This window comes from Brevibacterium sp. Z349TD_9 (genome assembly GCF_056173565.1).
Window position 1 is genome coordinate 1,098,008 of the sequence record NZ_CM149680.1, and the last position, 19,618, is coordinate 1,117,625.

The 19,618-nt window shown below is 65.9% G+C and carries 19 protein-coding genes; 17 read left to right on the plus strand and 2 right to left on the minus strand.

Annotation, left to right across the window (positions count from 1 at the left end; all coding sequences use genetic code 11):
* Positions 1 to 168: 168 nt before the first annotated feature.
* Together katG and AC0VYB_RS04880 are read right to left on the minus strand one after the other, a co-directional pair.
* Positions 169 to 2,379 (minus strand): catalase/peroxidase HPI, encoded by a 2,211-nt coding sequence (gene katG, locus AC0VYB_RS04875; RefSeq protein WP_009379166.1) that lies wholly within the window; start codon positions 2,377 to 2,379, stop codon positions 169 to 171.
* Between the two features lie 103 nt (positions 2,380 to 2,482).
* The gene (locus tag AC0VYB_RS04880; protein ID WP_100227484.1) at positions 2,483 to 2,947 is read right to left on the minus strand and encodes a Fur family transcriptional regulator; all 465 of its coding nucleotides are present in this window, start codon (positions 2,945 to 2,947) and stop codon (positions 2,483 to 2,485) included.
* Positions 2,948 to 3,421: 474 nt separating this feature from the next.
* On the opposite strand from AC0VYB_RS04880, the gene rpsL reads away from it, so the two are divergent.
* The 17 genes from rpsL (at position 3,422) to rpsC (ending at position 19,617) form a co-directional block, all read left to right on the plus strand.
* Positions 3,422 to 3,796, plus strand: a complete 375-nt coding sequence (gene rpsL / locus AC0VYB_RS04885) for a 30S ribosomal protein S12 (protein WP_009379175.1) — start codon at positions 3,422 to 3,424, stop codon at positions 3,794 to 3,796.
* On the plus strand, positions 3,796 to 4,266 hold the full coding sequence (gene rpsG, locus AC0VYB_RS04890) for a 30S ribosomal protein S7 (RefSeq protein WP_009379177.1): 471 nt from the start codon (positions 3,796 to 3,798) through the stop codon (positions 4,264 to 4,266). Before rpsL ends, rpsG begins: the two co-directional genes overlap by 1 nt.
* Positions 4,267 to 4,352: 86 nt before the next feature.
* Positions 4,353 to 6,458 carry an elongation factor G gene (gene fusA / locus AC0VYB_RS04895; protein ID WP_009379179.1) on the plus strand — a complete coding sequence of 702 codons (2,106 nt, stop codon included), beginning with the start codon at positions 4,353 to 4,355 and terminating at the stop codon, positions 6,456 to 6,458.
* A gap of 115 nt (positions 6,459 to 6,573) precedes the next feature.
* On the plus strand, positions 6,574 to 7,767 hold the full coding sequence (tuf, locus tag AC0VYB_RS04900; protein ID WP_009379181.1) for an elongation factor Tu: 1,194 nt from the start codon (positions 6,574 to 6,576) through the stop codon (positions 7,765 to 7,767).
* Between the two features lie 134 nt (positions 7,768 to 7,901).
* On the plus strand, positions 7,902 to 9,626 hold the full coding sequence (locus AC0VYB_RS04905; RefSeq protein ID WP_259801613.1) for a glycoside hydrolase family 13 protein: 1,725 nt from the start codon (positions 7,902 to 7,904) through the stop codon (positions 9,624 to 9,626).
* 71 nt (positions 9,627 to 9,697) lie between these two features.
* The gene (locus tag AC0VYB_RS04910) at positions 9,698 to 11,008 is read left to right on the plus strand and encodes an extracellular solute-binding protein (protein ID WP_009379185.1); all 1,311 of its coding nucleotides are present in this window, start codon (positions 9,698 to 9,700) and stop codon (positions 11,006 to 11,008) included.
* Entirely contained in the window at positions 11,005 to 11,898 is an 894-nt protein-coding gene (locus AC0VYB_RS04915) for a carbohydrate ABC transporter permease (protein ID WP_375544636.1), read from the plus strand. Before AC0VYB_RS04910 ends, AC0VYB_RS04915 begins: the two co-directional genes overlap by 4 nt.
* 2 nt (positions 11,899 to 11,900) lie before the next feature.
* Positions 11,901 to 12,737 carry a carbohydrate ABC transporter permease gene (locus AC0VYB_RS04920; RefSeq protein WP_009379189.1) on the plus strand — a complete coding sequence of 279 codons (837 nt, stop codon included), beginning with the start codon at positions 11,901 to 11,903 and terminating at the stop codon, positions 12,735 to 12,737.
* A 94-nt stretch (positions 12,738 to 12,831) separates the two neighbouring features.
* On the plus strand, positions 12,832 to 14,169 hold the full coding sequence (locus AC0VYB_RS04925; RefSeq protein WP_313451384.1) for an ABC transporter ATP-binding protein: 1,338 nt from the start codon (positions 12,832 to 12,834) through the stop codon (positions 14,167 to 14,169).
* A 1,092-nt stretch (positions 14,170 to 15,261) separates the two neighbouring features.
* Entirely contained in the window at positions 15,262 to 15,570 is a 309-nt protein-coding gene (rpsJ, locus tag AC0VYB_RS04930; RefSeq protein WP_009379191.1) for a 30S ribosomal protein S10, read from the plus strand.
* Positions 15,571 to 15,581: 11 nt separating this feature from the next.
* Positions 15,582 to 16,256, plus strand: a complete 675-nt coding sequence (rplC, locus tag AC0VYB_RS04935) for a 50S ribosomal protein L3 (protein WP_313451387.1) — start codon at positions 15,582 to 15,584, stop codon at positions 16,254 to 16,256.
* Between the two features lie 5 nt (positions 16,257 to 16,261).
* The gene (gene rplD / locus AC0VYB_RS04940; protein WP_111474945.1) at positions 16,262 to 16,915 is read left to right on the plus strand and encodes a 50S ribosomal protein L4; all 654 of its coding nucleotides are present in this window, start codon (positions 16,262 to 16,264) and stop codon (positions 16,913 to 16,915) included.
* Positions 16,912 to 17,211: a 50S ribosomal protein L23 gene (gene rplW / locus AC0VYB_RS04945; protein WP_009379194.1), complete on the plus strand. Its 300-nt coding sequence runs from the start codon at positions 16,912 to 16,914 to the stop codon at positions 17,209 to 17,211. Before rplD ends, rplW begins: the two co-directional genes overlap by 4 nt.
* Before the next feature lie 30 nt (positions 17,212 to 17,241).
* On the plus strand, positions 17,242 to 18,078 hold the full coding sequence (gene rplB / locus AC0VYB_RS04950) for a 50S ribosomal protein L2 (protein ID WP_009379195.1): 837 nt from the start codon (positions 17,242 to 17,244) through the stop codon (positions 18,076 to 18,078).
* 15 nt (positions 18,079 to 18,093) lie between these two features.
* Complete coding sequence (gene rpsS, locus AC0VYB_RS04955; protein ID WP_009379196.1) at positions 18,094 to 18,375, plus strand: 30S ribosomal protein S19; 282 nt, start codon at positions 18,094 to 18,096, stop codon at positions 18,373 to 18,375.
* 40 nt (positions 18,376 to 18,415) lie between these two features.
* Positions 18,416 to 18,802, plus strand: a complete 387-nt coding sequence (gene rplV / locus AC0VYB_RS04960; RefSeq protein WP_009379197.1) for a 50S ribosomal protein L22 — start codon at positions 18,416 to 18,418, stop codon at positions 18,800 to 18,802.
* A complete protein-coding gene (rpsC, locus tag AC0VYB_RS04965) occupies positions 18,802 to 19,617 on the plus strand; it encodes a 30S ribosomal protein S3 (protein WP_009379198.1) in 816 nt (271 codons plus the stop codon). The genes rplV and rpsC overlap by 1 nt, the downstream gene beginning before the upstream one ends.
* Position 19,618 lies beyond the last annotated feature (1 nt).

Here is a 19,618-nt window from a genome sequence, read left to right on the forward strand (position 1 = left end):
CACCAGTGTAGCGGGGACCACACCTGTCGACCGGGGACCACACCCGCCGACCGGGGACAGCACACGGGCGGTGCCCCTGGTTGGGGCACCGCCCGTGCGGTGCGGAACCGTGCCCTCGCCGAGGCGGTGGCGCGGGGTCCGTGCCACCGCCTCGGCGAGGGGGTCGGCTCAGCGCTTCAGGTCGTAGCGGTCGGCTTCGACGACCTTCGTCCAGGCACGGACGAAGTCGGTGACGAACTTCTCCTGCGCATCGTCGGAGGCGTAGACCTCGGCGATCGCACGCAGCTCGGAGTTCGCACCGAAGAGCAGGTCGACGCGGCTGCCCGACCACAGCTTCTCACCATCGGGGGAGTAGTTCTCGTAGAGGTTCGTCGTCGCCGAATCGCCGACGGCCTTCCACGTGTTGCCGAGCTCGAGGAGGTTGACGAAGAAGTCGTTCGTCAGCTGCTCCTTGCGGTCGGTGAAGACGCCGAGCTCGGAGTCCTCGTAGTTCGCCCCGAGGACGCGCAGGCCGCCGATGAGGACGGTGAGCTCGGACGGGGTGAGCCCGAGCAGGCTCGCCTGGTCGAGCAGGAGGAACTCCGCGGCCAGGGGCAGATCCGGGGTGAGGTAGTTGCGGAAGCCGTCGTGGGTGGGCTCAAGGTAGGAGAACGACTCGATGTCGGTCTGTTCCTGCGAGGCGTCCCCGCGACCGGTCGAGACCGGGACGGTGATGTCGTGGCCGGCCGCGGCGGCGGCGGTCTCGACGCCCACGGCACCGGCGATCGCGACGACGTCGGCGAAGGAGGCGCCGGTCTGGTCGGCGATGCCCTCGAGGACGCCGATCACCTCGGCGAGCTTCGCGGGCTCGTTCGCCGTCCAGTCACGCTGCGGTTCGAGGCGCAGGCGCCCGCCGTTGACGCCGCCGCGCATGTCGGAGACGCGGTGCGAGGAGGCGGCGGCCCACGTCGTCGAGACGAGCTGGGACACGCTCAGACCCGAGTTGCGGATCGAGGCCTTGACGAGCTCGAGCTCACCGTCGTTGAGAGGGGTGCCGACGGGAACCGGGTCCTGCCAGATGAGCTCCTCGGTGGGAACCTCGGGTCCGAGGTACCGGGTGGCCGGGCCCATGTCACGGTGGGTGAGCTTGAACCAGGCCCGGGCGAACGCGTCCTCGAAGGCGGCCTGGTCGTCCTTGAAGCGGCGCGAGATCTTCTCGTAGGCGGGGTCGAAGCGCAGGGAGAGGTCGGTGGTGAGCATGCGCGGCTCCCGGCGTCCCTCACCCTGGGCCATCGGGACCATGTCGTCGCCGCCGCCGTCGATCGGACGCCACTGGATGTGGCCGCCCTCGTTCTCGAACTTCTCCCACTCGTAGGCGAAGAGGATGTGGAAGAACTCGTTGTCCCAGCGGGTCGGATGGTAGGTCCACGTGACCTCGATGCCGCTGCCGATCGAGTCATTGCCGTGCCCGGTGCCGAAGTCGGACTTCCAGCCCAGACCCTGCTGTTCGAGCGGGGCGCCCTCGGGGTCGGCGCCCTTGTGGCTCTCGGGGCCGGCGCCGTGGGTCTTGCCGAAGGTGTGACCGCCGGCGATGAGGGCGACGGTCTCCTCGTCGTTCATCGCCATCCGACCGAAGGTGTCGCGGATGTCGGCAGCGGCCTTGAGCGGATCGGGCTCGCCCTCAGGGCCTTCCGGGTTGACGTAGATGAGACCCATCGTCGTCGCCGCCAGCGGCTTCTGCAGCTCGCGGTTGCCCGCGTAGCGCTTGTCGGTGCCCAGCCATTCGGTCTCCGAGCCCCAGTAGACGTCGTTGTCCGGCTCCCAGACGTCCTTGCGTCCGCCGGCGAAGCCGAAGGTCTTGAAGCCCATCTGCTCGAGGGCGACGTTGCCCGCGAGGATGAAGAGGTCGGCCCAGGAGATCTTCTTGCCGTACTTCTTCTTCAGCGGCCACAGCAGACGCCGGGCCTTGTCGAGTCCGACGTTGTCGGGCCACGAGTTGAGCGGGGCGAAGCGCTGCTGGCCCTCACCGCCGCCGCCGCGACCGTCCTGGACGCGGTAGGTGCCCGCCGAGTGCCAGGCCATGCGGATCATGAACGGGCCGTAGTTGCCGAAGTCGGCGGGCCACCAGTCCTCGCTCGTGCGCTGCATCTCCGCGAGGTCGGCCTTGAGAGCGAAGTAGTCGAGGCTGTTGAACTCGGCCGCGTAGTCGAAGTCCTCATCCATCGGGTCGCGGGCCGGCTGGTTCTTCGCGAGGATCTTGAGGTTGAGGCGGTTGGGCCACCAGTGGGAGTTGGCGTCGCCCTGCATCGGAGAGGTCAGGGACCCGGGCTCGGTGGTCGCGGTTGCCGTCGAGTCGCCGTGGACGACCGGGCAGCCGCCCGTGGTGGAGGTTTCGGACATGGGGGTTCCTTTCGGGTTCGAGCCGCAGCGCGGCTCAGCTGTGGTCCTCGGCAGCGGTTGCCCGCAGGCGTCTGCGCCGGTTCACGCGACAGAGGTGCGTTGCTCAGTCTCCCCGGTCGCTCGGTCCCTCACTGCCGCTGCGGCAGTCGGGGCAGAGTCCCCAGAACGTCACCTCGGCCTGGTCGACTGCGAATCCGTGATCGTGCGACGGACTCAGACAGGGCGCCCGGCCGACCGTGCAGTCGACATCGACGATGAGACCGCACGACCGGCAGACGAGGTGATGGTGGTTGTCGCCGATGCGCCGCTCGTACCTGGCCACGGACCCGGACGGCTGGATGCTCCGGACGAGGCCGACCGCGGTGAGCGTGTGCAGCGAATCGTAGACGGCCTGATGGGAGACGTCCGGCAGGCTCTCCCTGACGGACCGGATGACGGTCTCGGTGTCGGCATGGGGGTGGGTGTCCACCGCCGCCAGCACCGCGACCCTCTGCTTCGTCACGCGCAGGGAACTGCTCCGCAGGGTCGCGGAATAGTCCTCGGCGTGCACGCGTTCTTCCTCTGACACACCTTCACCCTGCCCCGTTTTCTTGAATGAGTCAAGGAAGCGGGTCCTCAGCCGTGCCTCCTCGCCGAGGTGGCTGCCGGGCCGGAGGGCCGTGTGACCCCGGTCTCGCCGGGGCGGAGGCCCTCGCGCTCCCGTTCCGGCAGGGTGCCGGTGGTTTTGACCAGAGGCTCGCGCACGCGATATTCTGGGATGCGACTGATTGTGTTATCTGCGTCGTCGGACGATCATGCCAGGTGTTCTGTGAGGCCTGGGACCAGTGTGAGTGCGACCGGCGCAGGCCGCCGAAACCGCGGGCCTCTGCGCGTGTGTGTCCTTGCGACACTCCCGACCGCAGGGTGCGTGACATCGCGCGGATACTGGCATCGGGAGTCAAGCTTCACCCGGTGTTCAGTCGGATATGTCCCACGGTTCACAGACGCGCATGCGCGACCGATGTGGGAATTAGGTTCATCGAGAAGCAATGGAGAACGCTTAGTGCCGACAATCCAGCAGCTCGTCCGCAAAGGACGGCATAACAAGTCCGCAGGGTCCGACGCCCCTGCCCTCAAGGGCAGCCCCCAGCGTCGCGGCGTGTGCACCCGTGTGTACACCACGACCCCCAAGAAGCCGAACTCGGCTCTTCGCAAGGTCGCTCGTGTCAAGCTCTCGAGCCAGATCGAAGTGACCGCGTACATCCCCGGCGAGGGACACAACCTGCAGGAGCACTCGATCGTGCTCGTCCGCGGCGGCCGTGTCAAGGACCTCCCGGGTGTGCGCTACCGGATCGTGCGCGGTTCCCTCGACACCCAGGGTGTCAAGGGCCGTCAGCAGGCCCGCAGCAAGTACGGAGCGAAGAGGGAGAAGAAGTAATGCCGCGCAAAGGTCCCGCACCCAAGCGACCGATCGTCATCGACCCGGTCTTCAACTCGCCGCTCGTCACGCAGCTGATCAACAAGATCCTGCTCGACGGCAAGCGGTCGACGGCCGAGCGCATCGTCTACGGTGCCCTCGAGGGAACTCGTGAGAAGAACGGCAACGACCCCGTCGCCAACCTCAAGAAGGCCCTCGACAACATCCGTCCGTCCCTCGAGGTCCGCTCCCGCCGTGTCGGCGGTGCGACCTACCAGGTTCCGGTCGATGTCCGTCCTGCTCGTTCGACCACCCTCGCGCTGCGCTGGCTCGTCGGCTACGCCCGCCAGCGTCGCGAGAAGACGATGACCGAGCGCCTCATGAATGAGATCCTCGACGCCGGCAACGGCCTCGGTGCCGCAGTCAAGCGCCGTGAGGACACCCACAAGATGGCCGAGTCCAACAAGGCCTTCGCCCACTACCGCTGGTAATCGTCGCCCCCGCCCCCGGTCGGTCCGCTCCGGACCGACCGGGGGCCGGGGGAGTCGATCAAGTCATCGATTGAGAGAGAGACACCGTGGCACTTGACGTGCTCACCGACCTGAACAAGGTCCGCAACATCGGCATCATGGCCCACATCGATGCCGGTAAGACCACCACGACCGAACGCATCCTGTTCTACACCGGTGTGAACTACAAGATCGGCGAGACCCACGACGGTGCCTCGACGATGGACTGGATGGAGCAGGAGCAGGAGCGCGGCATCACGATCACGTCGGCCGCGACGACCTGCTACTGGCACGACTACCAGATCAACATCATCGACACCCCCGGGCACGTCGACTTCACCGTCGAGGTGGAGCGCTCGCTCCGCGTCCTCGACGGCGCCGTCGCCGTGTTCGACGGCAAGGAAGGCGTTGAGCCGCAGTCCGAGACCGTGTGGCGTCAGGCCGACAAGTACAACGTTCCGCGCGTGTGCTTCGTCAATAAGATGGACAAGCTCGGTGCGGACTTCTACTTCACCGTGCAGACCATCAAGGACCGCCTCGGTGCGAAGCCGCTCGTCATCCAGCTGCCGATCGGCGCCGAGTCCGAGTTCGAGGGCATCGTCGACCTCCTTGAGATGAAGGCCTACATCTGGCCTGACGAGTCCAAGAAGGGTCAGGACATGACCGAGATCGAGATCCCCGCGGATCTCAAGGACAAGGCCGAGGAATACCGCGCCCAGCTCGTCGAGGACGTCGCCGAGAGCTCTGAGGAGCTCATGGAGAAGTACCTCGAGGGCGAAGAGGTCTCCATCGAGGAGATCAAGGCCGGCATCCGCTCTCTCGTCATCAACTCCGAGGCCTTCCCGGTCATGTGCGGTTCCGCGTACAAGAACAAGGGCGTCCAGCCCATGCTCAACGCGGTCCTCGACTACCTCCCCTCGCCGCTCGACGTGCCTCCGATGATCGGACACAACCCGAGCAACGAGGAAGAGGAGATCGTCCGCAAGCCCGACGTCAAGGAGCCGTTCTCGGCGCTCGCGTTCAAGGTCGCCACGCACCCGTTCTTCGGTGCGCTGACCTACGTCCGCGTGTACTCGGGACAGGTGAAGTCGGGTGAGCAGGTCCTCAACGCCACGAGCGGGAAGAAGGAGCGCGTCGGAAAGCTCTTCCAGATGCACTCCAACAAGGAGAACCCGGTCGAAGAGGCGATCGCGGGTCACATCTACGCGTTCATCGGCCTCAAGGACACCACCACCGGTGACACCCTGTGCGACCCGGCACACCCGATCGCGCTCGAGTCGATGACCTTCCCCGAGCCCGTCATCTCCGTGGCCATCGAGCCCAAGACGAAGGGCGACCAGGAGAAGCTCTCGGCTGCCATCCAGAAGTTCGTCAAGGAAGACCCGACCTACCAGGTCGAGCTCGACGCGGAGACCGGTCAGACCGTCATCCGCGGCATGGGCGAACTCCACCTCGACATCCTCGTCGACCGCATGCGTCGCGAGTTCAAGGTCGAGGCGAACGTCGGCAAGCCGCAGGTCGCGTACCGCGAGACGATCCGTCGGGCCGTGGAGAAGTACGACTACACCCACAAGAAGCAGACGGGTGGATCGGGACAGTTCGCGAAGGTCCAGGTCACCTTCGAGCCTCTCGAGGTCGACGGCGACACGATCTACGAGTTCGAGAATGCCATCACGGGCGGCCGCGTGCCGCGCGAGTACATTCCGAGCGTCGACGCTGGCATCCAGGACGCCATGCAGCTCGGTGTCCTCGCCGGCTACCCGCTGGTCGGCATCAAGGCCACCCTGGTCGATGGTGCCTACCACGACGTCGACTCCTCGGAGATGGCGTTCAAGATCGCCGGTTCGATGGTCCTCAAGGAGGCCGTCCGGAAGGCGAACCCGGTTCTGCTCGAGCCGGTCATGGAAGTCGAGGTGCGCACCCCTGAGGAATACATGGGTGACGTCATCGGCGACCTCAACTCTCGGCGTGGCCAGATCCAGTCGATGGACGACGCTTCCGGCGTGAAGGTCGTCCGCGCGATGGTCCCGCTCTCGGAGATGTTCGGCTACATCGGCGACCTGCGGTCGAAGACCCAGGGCCGTGCGGTGTACTCGATGCAGTTCTCCAGCTACGCGGAGGTCCCGAAGGCTGTTGCCGACGAGATCATCCAGAAGGTGCGCGGCGGAGAGTGATCTCCTAAGGCTCATCGCCAAGGTGATGTAGAACAACATCACCGGAATGAAAGATAACCAACAAAGGTCTAAGATATGAACCGCATATCTTTTGCCAACCACGAGGAGGAACCCAGTGGCAAAGGCTAGTTTCGATAGGACTAAGCCGCACGTCAACATCGGCACCATCGGCCACGTTGACCACGGAAAGACCACCTTGACCGCTGCGATCACCAAGGTCCTGGCGGACAAGTACCCCGATCTCAACGAGGCACGTGCCTTCGACCAGGTGGACAACGCACCTGAGGAGAAGGAGCGCGGCATCACCATCAACGTCTCGCACGTTGAGTACCAGACCGAGAAGCGTCACTACGCTCACGTCGATGCCCCGGGTCACGCCGACTACATCAAGAACATGATCACCGGTGCTGCTCAGATGGACGGCGCGATCCTCGTCGTCGCCGCCACCGACGGTCCGATGCCGCAGACCCGTGAGCACGTCCTGCTCGCGCGTCAGGTGGGTGTGCCCTACATCGTCGTGGCTCTCAACAAGTCCGACATGGTCGAAGACGAAGAGCTCCTCGAGCTCGTCGAGTTCGAGGTCCGCGACCTCCTCTCCAGCCAGGAGTTCGACGGGGACAACGCTCCCGTCGTCCAGGTCTCCGCTCTCAAGGCCCTCGAGGGCGACGAGAAGTGGGTCAAGACCGTCGAAGAGCTCATGGACCAGGTCGACGACTTCGTTCCCGAGCCGGAGCGCGACGTCGACAAGCCGTTCCTCATGCCCGTCGAGGACGTCTTCACGATCACCGGTCGTGGAACCGTCGTCACCGGTCGTGTCGAGCGCGGCGTCCTCCTCCCCAACGAGGAGATCGAGATCGTCGGCATCAAGCCGAAGTCCTCGAAGACCACGGTCACGGCCATCGAGATGTTCCGCAAGACCCTGCCGGACGCCCGTGCAGGTGAGAACGTCGGTCTGCTTCTCCGCGGCACCAAGCGCGAAGACGTCGAGCGCGGTCAGGTCATCGTCAAGCCGGGTTCGATCACCCCGCACACCAAGTTCGAGGCCCAGGTCTACATCCTGAGCAAGGACGAGGGCGGCCGTCACAACCCGTTCTACTCGAACTACCGTCCGCAGTTCTACTTCCGGACCACGGACGTCACCGGCGTCATCACGCTGCCCGAGGGCACCGAGATGGTCATGCCCGGCGACAACACCGACATGTCGGTCGAGCTCATCCAGCCGATCGCCATGGAGGAGGGCCTCCGCTTCGCCATCCGCGAAGGTGGACGCACCGTCGGCGCCGGTCGAGTCACCAAGATCATCGAGTGATCTGACTCGTCTGAGTGAACTCAGCCTTCGGACCCCGGTCTGAAGCAGTTCAGGGGCCGCAATCCCGTACAGGGATTGCGGCCCCTGTCGCGTCTATGCTGGAGACGTCGGACTTCGATCCCGTGAGGAGACCCATGACGACAGATGCAGCGAGGCCGCAGGAGCGCGGCAGGCCCCAGCCTTCGGTCCCGCCCTCGCCGAGGTGGTCCGACGACGCCGTCATCTACCAGATCTACCCCCGGTCGTTCGCCGACGGAGACGGCGACGGAGTAGGGGATCTGCGGGGCACCCTCGATCGCCTCTCGCACATCGTCGACCTCGGGGTCGACGCGATCTGGCTCTCGCCCTTCTACCCCTCACCGCAGAACGACGCCGGCTACGACGTCGCCGACTACGTCGACGTCGACCCGCTCTTCGGCAGCCTCGACGACTTCGACGAGCTCGTCGCCCGCGCCCACGACGCAGGCATCCGCGTCATCGTCGACCTCGTGCCCAACCACACCTCGTCGACGCATCCGTGGTTCCAAGCGGCCCTGACCGCCGAGGCGGGGGACCCCGCCCGCGATCTCTACGTCATCCGCCCCGGCCGAGAGGGTGGGGACGCCCCGCCGAACAACTGGACCTCGGTCTTCGGCGGTCCCGCCTGGACCCGCCTGCCCGGCAGCGACGACTGGTACCTCCACATCTTCGACCCCACCCAACCCGACCTCGACTGGTCGAACCCGGCCGTGCACGAGGAGTTCGCCGATATCCTGCGCTTCTGGCTCGACCGCGGCGTCGACGGCTTCCGCGTCGACGTCGCCCACGGACTCGTCAAGGCCGAGGGGCTGCCCGACCATGTCCCCGCGCTCGAAGCCTCGGGCGAGCCGGTGCCCTCGTCCTCACCGACGGCCGCCTCGCCGTTCTTCGACCAGGACGGGGTGCACGAGATCTACCGTGAGTGGAGGAGGATCCTCGACGCGTACCCGGGGGAGAGGATCCTCGTCGCCGAGGCGTGGGTCGAACCCCTCGAGCGTCTCTTCCGCTACGTCCGCGCCGATGAGATGGATCAGGCCTTCAACTTCACGTTCCTCATGGCCGGCTGGGATGCTCCCGGTCTCGCCCGTGCGATCGAGGGCACCTTCGCCGCGGCCGCTGAGGTCGGCCCGGCACCGACTTGGGTGCTCTCGAACCACGACACCGTCCGCCACCCCAGCCGCTTCGGGGTCGCCGAACCTCCGCCCCACCAGCGGGGCATCGGACCCGACGACCCGCAGCCGGATCTCACGCTGGGACGTCGTCGCGCCTCGGCGATGGCGCTCATCGAACTGGGACTGCCGGGATCGGCCTACATCTACCAGGGTGACGAACTCGGGCTGCCCGAGCACACGCAGCTGCCCGCCTCGGCGCGGCGCGACCCGGTCTATGCGCGCAGCCGCGGAGCCGAACTCGGCCGTGACGGGGCCCGCACCCCGTACCCGTGGTCCGCCTCGGCGCCGCATCTGGGTTTCGGCACGCCGGCGGGGGAGGAGACGTGGCTTCCCCAGCCCAAGGGCCACTCCGTCCTCGCCCATGACATCCAGAACGACGACCCCGAGTCCCAGCTCCACCTCTACCGGGGACTGCTCCGGACCCGCCGGGAGCTCGGGATGGGTCGGGGAGCGTTCGCGTGGCACCCCCTCCACGATCCGCGGCGGGGACTCCTCGCCTTCACCGTGACGACGGAGACCGCCGCGGTGCTCGTGGCCGCGAACCTCTCGGAGGTGCCGATCGCCCTGCCCGAGGCGGTCGGGCGGCCGACCCTGGCCGCAAGCGGACCTGCCGCATGGGACGAGGGGACGCTGTCGGGCGAGAGCGCAGTGTGGGTGCCACTGGCATGAGTGCCGACTTGAGGTAATGTGTGATCCAGGTGGCAGTGCCACCGGCAACGTCGCAGACTGGCAGGTAGGCAATGAGGCATACGGCAAGGAAGCTCCGGCCCTGGCGAACGGGCCTGGCCGCGTTCGCCCTGCTCGGACTCGTCGGGATCACCGGCTGTGCGAGCGGAACATCGACACCGACGCTGACGTGGTACATCAACCCCGACAACGGGGGTCAGGCGAAGATCGCCGAACAGTGCACCGCGGAGGCGGACGGGAAGTACCGGATCTCGACGAGCCTGCTGCCCAACGACGCACCCAGCCAGCGAGAGCAGCTCATCCGCCGCCTCGCCTCGCAGGACTCCTCGATCGACATCATGAGCCTCGACCCGGTCTACGTCGCCGAGATGGCCAACGCCGACTACCTCACCCCGGTTCCCGAGAAGTACGTGAACGAGTTCACCGAAGGCGTCATCCCGTCCTCCGTCGAGTCCTCGACTCGCCAGGACGAACTCGTCGCGACCCCGTTCTGGGCGAACACGCAGCTGCTGTGGTATCGGAAGTCCGTCGCCGAGGCGGCGGGCCTCGACATGTCCCAGCCGGTCACCTGGGACCAGATCATCGACGCCGCCGCGGAGCAGGACAAGCGCGTCGGCGTCCAGGGCATTCGGGCCGAGTCCCTGACCGTGTGGATCAATGCGATGATCGAATCCGCCGGCGGATCGATCGTGACGAACCCCGACTCCGACGGCGCCGACGAGGTCAAGCTCGGCATCGACTCCGAGGCGGGCAGGAGCGCCGCGGAGATCATGTCCAAGATCGGCTCCACCGGTGTCGGCGGACCTCAGCTGTCCAACCTCGACGAGAATGCCTCGATGCTCGAGTTCCAGTCCGACGACGGCGGGTTCATGGTCAACTGGCCCTTCATCTACCCGGCGACGAAGGCCGCCGTCGACGAGGGAAGCCTCGACCAGGCGGTGCTCGACGACATCGGCTGGACGATCTACCCCCGGGTCGACGAATCCCAGGAGGCGCGACCGCCGTTGGGTGGGATCAACCTCGGCGTCGGCGCGTTCTCCGAGAACCCCGACCTCGCCTACGAGGCCGTCGCGTGCATCAGGCAGCCGGAGAAGCAGGCGGAGTACTTCCTCACCGACGGCAATGCTCCCTCGAACCTCGCCGCCTTCGACGACCCTGAGGTCCAGAAGGAGTTCCCCGTCGCCGACACCGTCGCCGAGTCGTTGAAGATCTCGGCAGCCCGCCCGCTCACCCCGTACTACAACGAGGTGACAGGCGGCATCCAGAAGTCCTGGCATCCGCCGGGCAGCGTCGACCCCGAGTCGACGCCGGCACGATCTCAGGAGTTCATCCTCGAGATCCTCCGAGGGGAGAGGCTGCTGTGAAGGCACGTGTGTCGAACCGGCAGCGAGGGGAGACGCGGCTGGGCTGGATGCTCTCGGCCCCCGCGGTCATCATCCTCCTCGCCGTCACCGGTTATCCCATCCTCCAGGCCGTCTACTTCTCGTTCTTCAACTACCGGATGACGGACCCGGACAACCGCTTCGTCAACTGGGGGCAGAACTACATCGTCATCCTCACCGATCCGCTGTGGTGGCAGACGGTCGGGGTGACTCTGCTGCTCACCGTGGTCACGGTCGCCGTCGAACTCGTCCTCGGGTTCGCACTCGCCCTCGTCATGCTAAATGCACTCAAAGCAGTGCGCCCGTGGGTGCGCACCGCGATCCTCATTCCCTACGGCATCATCACCGTCGTCGCCGCCTTCTCGTGGAAGTACGCCTTCGACCTCGGCACAGGCTTCGTCGGGACGTGGCTCTCGATGCCCGAGTTCGACTGGTTCGGCGACTTCTGGTCGGCGTTCCTCGTCATCTGCGCGGCCGAGATCTGGAAGACGACGCCGTTCATCTCGCTCCTCCTGCTCTCCGGCCTCGCGCAGATCCCCGGCGACATGCTCGAGGCGGCGACCGTCGACGGCGCCTCCTGGTGGCAGCGGATGTCGAAGGTGATCATCCCGAACATGAAGGCTGCGATCATGGTCGCCCTCCTCTTCCGCACCCTCGACGCCTTCCGCGTCTTCGACTCGGTCTTCGTCATGACCGCCGGCGCCCAGAACACGGCGACGGTCTCCTTCCTCACGTACAACCAGTCGATCGGCCAGCTCCAGCTGGGAATGGGTTCGGCGCTCTCGGTCCTCCTCTTCCTCAGCGTCGCCCTCATCTGCTTCATCTTCATCAAGGTCTTCAAGGTCGACTTGGCCCAGGCGAGGGGAGAGTGACGATGTCGGGTCGCAAGCACACAGTCTGGTGGATCGTCATCAGCCTCATCGTCGCCGTCTACGCACTGTTCCCGGTGCTGTGGATCGTCTCCCTGTCGCTCAAGTCGCCCGGGGACATCGCGAACAAGCGGTTCTGGCCCACGGCGATCGACTGGTCGAACTACGAGCTCATCTTCACGGGTGCGGCCAAGGACCTCTTCCTCCCGGCGCTCGTGAATTCGATCGGCATCTGCCTCATCGCCACCGTCATCGCCGTGGTGCTCGCCACCCTGACGGCATACGCGGTTGCCCGGCTCGACTTCCCCGGCAAGAAGTTCATCCTCACCATGGCGCTCGCGGTCTCGATCTTCCCCGTCATCTCCCTCGTCACCCCGCTGTTCCGGATCTGGTCGGCGATCGGGCTCTACGACACGTGGGCGGGCCTGATCATCCCCTACCTCTCGCTCACCCTTCCGATCTCGATCTGGACGCTTGCGGCGTTCTTCCGGCAGATCCCGTGGGAGCTCGAGCAGGCGGCACAGGTCGACGGGGCGACGAGCTTCCAGGCGTTCCGCAAGGTCATCGTGCCCTTGGCCGCGCCCGGCGTGTTCACCACCGCGATCATCGCCTTCTTCATCGCCTGGAACGACTTCGTCTACGGCATCTCCCTGACCTCCACCTCGGCGGCGCGCCCGGTGCCGGCGGCACTCTCGTTCTTCACCGGAGCCAGCCAGTTCGAAGAGCCGGCGGGGGCGATCTCCGCGGCCGCCATCATCGTCACCATTCCGATCATCATCATCGTCCTCCTCTTCCAGCGCCAGATCGTCTCCGGCCTGACCTCGGGAGCGGTGAAGGGATGATCAGCCCAGCAGCCACAGCCACCGGTCGCGGGAGCGCAGAGCAGCACTCTGCGGACCCGCGGATCGTGACCGCACAGATACGGAGCACACGACCATGTCAGTGATCGAACTGCGCAACATCGTCAAGCGCTACGGCGACGGATTCCCGGCGATCAACGACGTCAGCCTCGACATCGCCGAGGGCGAGTTCGTCATCCTTGTCGGGCCCTCCGGTTCGGGCAAGTCGACGCTTCTGCGGATGATCGTCGGCCTCGAGGACATCACCGAGGGGGACCTCCGCATCGACTCCGAACGGGTCAACGACTCCGCACCCCGGGAGCGGGACCTGGCGATGGTGTTCCAGAACTACGCCCTCTATCCGCACCTCACCGTGGCCGAGAACATCGCGTTCCCGCTCATCCTCGCCAAGGGCCAGTACAGCAGGCAGGAGATCGACGAGCGGGTGTCGCGGGCGGCGAAGCTCCTCGAACTCGGCGACCACCTCGACCGCAAGCCTGCAAACCTCTCCGGCGGTCAGCGTCAGCGCGTGGCGATGGGGCGGGCGATCGTCCGCGATGCGAAGGCCTTCCTCTTCGACGAGCCGCTGTCGAACCTCGATGCGAAGCTGCGGATCCAGATGCGCACGGAGATCGCGCGGATGCAGCGCAACCTCGCGGTGACGACCGTCTACGTCACCCACGACCAGACCGAGGCGATGACGCTCGGGGACAAGGTCGCCGTGCTCAAGAAGGGCGTCCTCCAGCAGTACGCCAGTCCGCAGGAGCTCTACGACGAGCCGGTCAACCTCTTCGTCGCCGGCTTCATCGGCTCCCCGCCGATGAACTTCCTGCCGGTGGAGAACGTCGACGGTGAGCTGCGCTCGCCCTTCGGCGTCTTCACCCTGCCCGAGGGCGAGTGGGAGAAGCTGCGCGACGCACCCCAGTACCTCGTCGCCGGCATCCGACCCGAGGACTTCCACGATGCGGCGACGATCGACGAGGAGCGCCGCGGACGCGGCGCCCTGCTCAGCGCCGAGGTCGACGTCACCGAATGGCTGGGCAACGAGGTCTACGCCTACCTGCCCTTCGAGGCGGCGCCCGCCGTGCGCGAGGCCCTCGAAGAGCTCGACCGGGACCTCGACGGCGAAGGCGCGCGCACTCAGGTCGTCGCCGTCCTCGATCCGGCGACGAATGTCCAGGAGGGTGACACCGTCGACCTCTGGTTCGACCCGGCCAAGGTCATGGTCTTCGACCCCGAGACGGGGGAGAACCTCACCCGCGACCCGGAGAACGCGAAGCGTCTGGCAGCCGAATCGGAGGCCGCCCGGAAGCGCGCGCTCGACCGTGCCAAGGCCCAGCAGAACGGGAACGGGCAGGCGCAGCGCAACGGCGGGGTCCGGGCCGACGGCGAGGTCCAGCAGAACGGTCAGACTCAGTCCGCCACCGAGGCATAGCCCCACTCAGTTCACCACCGCCGTCGAAGCATGAGAACGACTCCGGTTGCGTGAGGGAAGGCCGCCTCGGCGGGGCGGCACTTGCGGGTCAAGGACGACGGCCTCGGGCAGGTGCAGCCGCCGAACCAACCCGTGTGTGGTCGATAAACCGAGGCGAATCGGCGATCTGGGCGCATTTTCCACGGTTCTGCGACCACTAACGGGACGGTGAGCTTGCGGGTCCACGGTTCTTCGACCACTAACGCGCTGTTGCCGCCCTGAGAAGCGTCGTCATCGCTGCGGTTAGAGGTCGAGGCCGCCTCGGCGGGGCGGCTCGTGCGGTGGAGGACGACCACCTCGGCGGGGCGGACATGACGGGTGGAAGACGAGCGCCTCGAGCAGGGGCAGCCGCCGAACCACCCCGTTTGTGGTCGTTAAACCGAGGAGAATCGGCGATTTCGGCGTATTTACCTCGGTTTTGCGACCACTCACGGGACGGTGAGCTTGTGAGTCCTCGGTTCTTCGACCACTAACGGGACGGTGAGCTTGTGAGTCCTCGGTTCTTCGACCACTAACGGGACGGTGAGCTTGCGAGTCCACGGTTCTGCGACCACAGACGCGACTTCGGGCCGAAAGAACCCCGACGGAGACTTCGCGGACTGGTGAGTCAGTCGGGTGCGAGCTGCGCTCTTCGGGACGGAGGAAGTTCGGGGCTGAGACCCTTCTCACTCGTGAGGGGTCGGCGGCGGGGAGCCGGAGTGGTTCGCTGAGACTTCTCTCACAAGCGAGAAGCCCGGAATTGCGCGGGACACCGGGACTGTGACAAGATGGTCAGGTTGCGTTTCGGGTGTTGACCCCTGCACTGCGGCCTTCGGCCGCGAACAGCCCGGAACACTATCGGATCGATGAATCTGCTTCACTGCGGGTTCGGACCGAGCAGCCAATGAGTAGAAGCGCCGTCGGACCGCGCGAGGAAATCGAAGGATTTCTCCGCTAGGAACAGCCGACACGCCCGACCGTGGGGGCCGGTCATAGTCAGCCGGCACAGACCACGCCCGAGCATTCTCGGGTGATGGTTGATGGCCGGAAGGAACTGAAGAAAGAGACGACGCCATGGCGGGACAGAAGATCCGCATCCGGCTCAAGTCGTACGACCACGCTGTGATCGACAGTGCTGCACGCAAGATCGTGGACACCGTCACTCGCGCTGGTGCGACTGTTGTGGGCCCCGTGCCGTTGCCGACGGAGAAGAACGTGTACTGCGTCATCCGTTCGCCGCACAAGTACAAGGACAGCCGTGAGCACTTCGAGATGCGCACGCACAAGCGTCTGATCGACATCGTCGATCCGACGCCGAAGGCCGTCGATTCGCTCATGCGTCTCGACCTCGCTGACGACGTCAACATCGAGATCAAGCTCTAAGGGAGGGAAAAATGGCGAACACTCGTTCCTCAGCTCTCCCGACCACCCGCAAGGTCAAGGGCCTTCTGGGTACCAAGCTGGGCATGACCCAGGTGTGGGATGAGCAGAACAAGCTCGTGCCGGTGACCGTTGTGGCCACCGGAAACAACGTTGTCACCCAGATCCGCGACGAGGAGACCGATGGTTACCCCGCCGTGCAGATCGCATTCGGCGAGATCGACCCGCGCAAGGTCAACAAGCCGACCGCAGGTCACTTCGAGAAGGCCGGCGTGACCCCGCGTCGCCACCTCGTCGAGCTGCGCACCGCTGACGCCGGCGAGTACTCGCTCGGCCAGGAGCTCGGCGTCGACACGTTCGAGGCCGGAGTCAAGGTCGACGTCACCGCGAAGACCAAGGGCAAGGGCACCGCCGGTGTCATGAAGCGCCACGGCTTCGCCGGTGTCGGCGCCTCGCACGGTGCTCACCGCAACCACCGCAAGCCCGGTTCGATCGGTGGAGCGGCTACGCCGGGTCGCGTGTTCAAGGGCATGCGCATGGCCGGCCGCATGGGTGCCGTCAAGCACACCACCCAGAACCTCACGATCCACGCCGTGGACCTCGAGAACAACTTCCTGCTCATCAAGGGCGCCGTTCCCGGCCCCAAGGGCGCCGTCGTTCTCGTTCGCTCGGCCGCGAAGGAGGCCTGAACGATATGTCTGATGTCAAGACAGTCGACGTCGTCGATGCCACCGGTGCGAAGACCGGCTCGGTCGACCTGCCTGCCGAGGTCTTCGGCGTGCAGACGAACGTGCCGCTCATCCACCAGGTCGTCGTCGCGCAGCTCGCTGCTGCCCGTCAGGGCACGCACAAGACCAAGACCCGCTCCGAAGTTCGCGGCGGCGGTCGCAAGCCCTACCGTCAGAAGGGAACCGGCAACGCCCGTCAGGGTTCGATCCGCGCTCCCCAGTACAACGGCGGTGGAATCGTGCACGGTCCGGTGCCGCGCGACTACTCGCAGCGGACGCCGAAGAAGATGAAGGCCGCCGCCCTGCGCGGTGCCCTCTCCGACCGCGCACGCCTCGATCAGGTCTTCGTCGTGAAGAACCTCATCACCGGCGACGCCCCGTCGACCAAGCAGGCGAAGCTCGCGCTCGCCGGCCTCTCCGACCGGAAGAACACCCTCGTGGTGCTCGACCGCGACGACGAGGTCACCTACCTCAGCGTGCGCAACCTGCCCCACGTCCACGTGCTCACCTCCGATCAGCTCAACACCTACGATGTGCTGATCGCCGATGACATCGTGTTCACCGAGGCAGCTCTTGCCGCGTTCCTGGGCGGAAACCGCAAATCGGAGGACGCATCATGAGTCTCAACTTCAAGGATCCGCGCGACATCATCATCGCGCCGGTCGTCTCGGAAAAGACCTACAGCCTGATGGACGAAGGCAAGTACACCTTCATCGTCGATCAGCGCTCGAACAAGACCGAGATCAAGAACGCCATTGAATCGATCTTCGATGTGCAGGTCGCCAAGGTGAACACCCTGAACCGTCAGGGCAAGCGCCGTCGCACCCGCACCGGCTGGGGGAAGCGCAAGGACACCAAGCGTGCCATCGTCGCCCTCAAGGACGGATCGATCGACATCTTCGGTGGATCGCTCTAAGCGATCCTTCGCCAGAGAAGGACAAGACTCATGGGAATCCGCAAGCACAAGCCGACGACCCCGGGCCGCCGTGGCTCTTCGGTCGCCGACTTCGTCGAAGTGACCCGGTCGACGCCGGAGAAGTCGCTTCTGCGCCCGCTGCCCAAGCGCGGCGGCCGCAACAACCAGGGACGCGTGACCACCCGCCATCAGGGCGGCGGACACAAGCGCCAGTACCGTGTCATCGACTTCCGTCGCCATGACAAGGACGGCGTGCCCGCCAAGGTCGCACACATCGAATACGACCCGAACCGCACCGCGCGCATCGCCCTCCTGCACTACGCAGACGGTGAGAAGCGCTACATCATCGCCCCGCACAACCTCAAGCAGGGCGCACAGGTGGAAGCGGGACCGGGCGCCGACATCAAGCCGGGCAACAACCTCGCCCTGCGCAACATCCCGGTCGGCACCGTCGTCCACGCCGTCGAGCTCCGCCCCGGTGGCGGCGCGAAGATCGCCCGCTCTGCCGGTTCGTCCGTGCAGCTCGTCGCGAAGTACGGCCGTTTCGCTCAGCTGCGGATGCCTTCGGGCGAGATCCGCAACGTGGACGCCCGCTGCCGTGCCACGGTCGGCGAGGTCGGCAACGCCGAGCAGTCGAACATCAACTGGGGCAAGGCAGGCCGCATGCGCTGGAAGGGCAAGCGCCCGACCGTCCGCGGTGTTGTGATGAACCCGGTCGACCACCCGCACGGCGGTGGCGAGGGCAAGACCTCCGGTGGTCGTCACCCGGTCAGCCCTTGGGGTCAGCCAGAAGGCCGCACTCGCCGGCCGAAGAAAGAGAGCGACAAGTACATCGTGCGCCGTCGCCGGACCGGCAAGAAGCGCTGATTGGAGTACTGACTTATGCCTCGTAGCCTCAAGAAGGGTCCTTTCGTCGATGAGCACCTGTACCAGAAGGTCGCTCGTCAGAACGAAAAGGGCACCAAGAACGTAATCAAGACATGGTCGCGTCGCTCGATGATCATCCCGGACTTCCTGGGACACACCATCGCCGTTCACGACGGACGCAAGCACGTGCCGGTCTTCATCACTGAAGCGATGGTCGGGCACAAGCTCGGCGAGTTCGCACCCACACGGACGTTCCGTGGCCACGAAAAGGACGATCGCAAGGGTCGCCGCCGCTGAGGCGGGGGACTCTCGATCTTAGACAAGAGAGAAGGAAGCGATGGAAGCCAAGGCTAAGGCGCGTTACCTGCGCGTCACGCCTCGCAAGGCTCGGCGCGTCATCGACCTCATTCGTGGTCAGCAGGCGACCGAAGCACTTGCAGTGTTGAAGTTTGCAGAACAGTCCGCATCCGATCCGATCTACAAGCTCGTCGCCTCGGGCATCGCCAATGCGCGTGTCAAGGCCGACGAGGAGGGCCTTGCGTTCGACGAGAACGACCTGGTCATCTCGGAGGCGTTCGTGGACGAAGGACCGACCATGAAGCGGTTCCGCCCGCGTGCTCAGGGACGTGCGTTCCGCATCGAGAAGCGCACCAGCCACGTCACCGTGGTCCTGGCCAGCGGCGATGACCTGCCTCAGCGCAAGAGCCGGAAGGGGAACCGCTAATGGGCCAGAAGATCAATCCGAACGGATTCCGACTCGGAATCACCACGGACCACAAGTCGAAGTGGTTCGCTGACTCGACCAAGCCGGGGCAGCGCTACAGCGACTACGTGCTCGAAGACGTCAAGATCCGTCAGATGATGACCAAGGGCCTCGAGCGGGCCGGCATCTCGAAGGTCAACATCGAGCGCACCCGTGACCGTGTCCGCGTCGACATCCACACCGCCCGTCCGGGCATCGTCATCGGACGTCGCGGCGCCGAAGCCGACCGCATCCGCGGTCAGCTCGAGAAGCTCACCGGCAAGCAGATCCAGCTCAACATCCTCGAGGTGAAGAACCCCGAAATCGACGCTCAGCTCGTCGCTCAGGGTGTTGCCGAGCAGCTCGCGAGCCGTGTGGCGTTCCGCCGTGCGATGCGCAAGGCGATCCAGTCGGCGCAGCGCGCCGGTGCCAAGGGCATCCGCGTGCAGTGCTCGGGTCGTCTCGGCGGCGCCGAGATGAGCCGGTCGGAGTTCTACCGCGAAGGCCGTGTGCCCCTGCACACCCTGCGCGCGAACATCGACTACGGATTCCACGAGGCGCACACCACCTTCGGACGCATCGGCGTCAAGGTGTGGATCTACAAGGGCGACATGACCGACAAGGAGCTTGCCGCCGAGCAGGCGAAGGCTCCTGCTGCCCGCGGCCCGCGTGGTCGTGGACGCGGTCGTGGCGGCCGTGGCCGCGGTCAGGAAGGCGGAGCCCGCCGGAACGACTCGGCCCGTACCACTGAGAACAGCGCCGAGGCCCCCGCGGCTGAGGCCGGAACGGAGGGCTGAG